This window comes from Streptomyces sp. (assembly GCF_050698815.1).
Lineage (GTDB): Bacteria > Actinomycetota > Actinomycetes > Streptomycetales > Streptomycetaceae > Streptomyces.
In genome coordinates, this window is the sequence record NZ_JBOHCV010000447.1 from 1 (window position 1) to 3,011 (window position 3,011).

Here is a 3,011-nt window from a genome sequence, read left to right on the forward strand (position 1 = left end):
ATCGACAGCACGATCCGGACCTTCTCCTCCGCCGGCAGCACCGGTGGTTTCGGCATGAACGATCAGACTCCTCACGTGATCAGACCCGCAAGCAACGGGCCCTGCCACAAAGTCTGACGCGCGACATACGCAGCCGCTGCCTCGCTCTCCGCGTGGGAGAGCGGCCGGTTGCGCCAGGACGGGGTGTGGCATCTCGCTCCGGTGCGCTCCCGCACGCGGATCGCCGTCGACGCACTGCTTCCCGTACTCATCCTCGCCTGGCTGATGCTGGTCCTTCCGGTGGGAGTGGGGCTGATTCAGACCGGTGTGGCGCCAACAGCTGCGAGCTTGACGCTGCCGGCGATGGCGATGGTGGTCTCCGCTGCCCACGTAGTGATCGGGTTCGCTGTCGGCTTGGTCGTCCCGCGGCTCATCGCCGCACCGGTGCTGGCCGTCGGAGTCTTCTTCACCGTGGCCTCATCCTGGTCCTCGGGTACGTCCTTCTGGCCGCGCCACCTGTCCGGGCAGTATCCGACCGGCCTCGATTTCGGTGAACTGCCCACCCTGGCCTCGCTGGTACCGCATGTGCTGTTCGCCGGAAGCATCGCGACGGGGCTGGTGCTGCTGTTGCTGCTGCGCCAGATGGCCCTGCGGCTGTTGCTGGCGATTGCGGTCATAGTTGCGGGCACCGTCACCTCCTATGCGATGGTCGACAGTTGGGGTCCCCACCCGGAACTGTCCACCCACAACGCGCCGGTGACCTGCACAGGCAATCAGCCTCGAATCTGTATGCCCCGGGGCACCGCCAAGAGGGCTCCCGAAGTCCGCCGGCAAGCCGTTGTGGTGATGGGGCGACTCTCGAAGGCGGGGGTGAAGGTCCAGGAACCGCGGACCATCACCGACACCGTACTCAACGGCCGCTTCGGCCGTGCCTCCACACGTGAGACCTGGCAACTGCCGTTGACCCACGCCATCGACCGCCAGGCACTGCGGTATGCCGTGACCCGTGAGGCCGTCGGCATCCCCTGCAAGCACCCCGAACAAGGGGCCGCGCAGCGCCTGATGCTCTGGGCCTCTGCCGTCAGCGGCGCCCCGCGCGCCGGTCTGCACCGTCAGCAGGAAGAGGTGTTCAGCGAAGCGGCCAAGCAGCGGCTGTCCCGATCGCGCGCGCAAGTGACCGAGGTACGCACACGCTCCGCTTCCCAACAAGCCGGCTGGTACCGCGAAACGGCCCGGCACGCCTGCCGGGGCACGGCATCGGGGGAACACTGATGTGGTGGTGGATCACAGCACGACGCGCCCACATCGTGATCTCGGCGGCCCTGGCCGCGTACGTCCTCCTGCTCGTCGTCCTACAGGACACCACCACGGAACTGCCCTCTCCACTGACCTCCTCGGGTGCTCCGGTGCTGCTGGTGCTGATGGCCCCCGTGCCCCTGTGCGCAGGGATGATGTCGAGTTTGCAGTCACGCCTGTTAGCCGCCGAAGAGACCGGCGTCCGCCCCCTCAAGGCCATGGACACGGCACTGGTCCTAGCGGTGATCACCGCGGCTCTCGCCGTCGGAGCGGCGGTCGATGAGCTGCTGGACACAACTGGGGCGCTGGCTGCCGGGCGCAACACCGCGTTTCTGATCGGGCTGATGCTCTGCATCGCCCCACTCGCCGGAGCCCGCGCTGTCCTGTTGCCGGCCGCGTGGGTGATCACCGTTGCCCTGGCCGGTTTCACGCCCACCGGCCACGCGTATCCCTGGACCGTCGTCGGGCGCGACCTGGCCGACCCCTACGCGGCCGTTGCCGCCCCCCTCGTCCTGGCCGCAGGCCTGGCAGTCCAACTGCGCGCCCGACCCACCCCGTGAATGAGGACCGCACCATGACGCTGGAACTGTCGGCCTGCACCTACGCCTACCGCCGCTCCCCCGGGCCCGTACTCAACAACCTCACCTACCGCGTCCCCGAGCAACTGACCGTCCTGCTCGGCCCCAACGGCGCCGGAAAATCCACCCTCCTCAAACTCGCCGCATCCGTCACCCGCCCCGACAAGGGGAGCGTCACCCTCGACGGGCTGTCCTCGGACCAGCGGGACTACCGCCGAGTCGTGGCATGGATGCCGCAGCACATCACAGCCATGTCCGCACACACCGCGCGCGAGCAAGTCGCCTACGTCGGCTGGCTCAAAGGCATGAGCCGCCGCGAAGCCTGGGACCAGGCCGCCCGCGCCCTCGCACGGGTCGAACTGACCGATCAGGCCGAAACGAAGTCCACCAGACTCTCCGGTGGGCAACTGCGGCGCCTCGGCGTCGCCTCCGCACTGGTACACAAGGCCCGGGTGCTGCTCCTCGATGAACCCACCGCCGGCATGGACCCGCGGCAACGACGCGTCTTCCGTGACCTGTTGCGTGACCTGGTAGCTGATGTCCAGGTGCTGATGTCCACCCACGACGTCGCCGACCTGGCCGAGGACGCCGACCACGTCACCGTCCTCGACGGAGGCCGCATCACCTATTCCGGCACTACCGCCGGCTTCCTCGCACACGCCCCCGAAGGCACCGCACCCGGACGGGCGGCGGAAGCCGCCTATGCGGCGCTCAGCCAGGACGGGCGACGCTGTAACCATTCACGCTCATAGCGTCACTGTTCACGGCTACGCTGCGTAGAGGGATCGACCCAGCAAGCAGTCTGCGAACAGGGGACGACGGCCATGACCCAGCCCAAGGAACTCGACCCGTACACCTCTCCACGCGCTTTCTACGGGGCGGAACTTCGCCGACTGAGGAAGGCCGCCGGGCTGTCGCAGGACCAGTTGGGAGAGCGCGTCTTCTGCTCCGGCACGTACGTGGGGCAATTCGAGTCGGCCGTACGACGGCCCCAGACGGACGTCTCCAAACTCTTCGACGAAGTACTGGGAAGCGGCGCCCACATCCAGCGCCTGTGCAAACTCGCCCGCAGCTCGAAACACCCCGACTACTTCGCCGACGCCGCAGAATTGGAGAAGCTGGCCACCACGATCAGCGAGTACGCACCCATGCTGGTAC

At 67.7% G+C, this 3,011-nt stretch carries 4 protein-coding genes; all 4 read left to right on the forward strand.

Annotation, left to right across the window (positions count from 1 at the left end; all coding sequences use genetic code 11):
• Positions 1-201: 201 nt before the first annotated feature.
• Positions 202-1,251: a DUF7224 domain-containing protein gene (locus ACRDP3_RS16310; protein WP_431517680.1), complete on the forward strand. Its 1,050-nt coding sequence runs from the start codon at positions 202-204 to the stop codon at positions 1,249-1,251.
• Positions 1,251-1,835, forward strand: coding sequence for a hypothetical protein (locus tag ACRDP3_RS16315; protein ID WP_431517681.1), 585 nt, complete (start codon positions 1,251-1,253; stop codon positions 1,833-1,835). Before ACRDP3_RS16310 ends, ACRDP3_RS16315 begins: the two co-directional genes overlap by 1 nt.
• 14 nt (positions 1,836-1,849) lie before the next feature.
• Positions 1,850-2,605 (forward strand): ATP-binding cassette domain-containing protein, encoded by a 756-nt coding sequence (locus tag ACRDP3_RS16320; protein ID WP_431517682.1) that lies wholly within the window; start codon positions 1,850-1,852, stop codon positions 2,603-2,605.
• Positions 2,606-2,677: 72 nt separating this feature from the next.
• Positions 2,678-3,011 (forward strand): helix-turn-helix domain-containing protein (locus tag ACRDP3_RS16325; protein ID WP_431517683.1); only part of this gene is annotated, 334 nt, incomplete at its 3' end.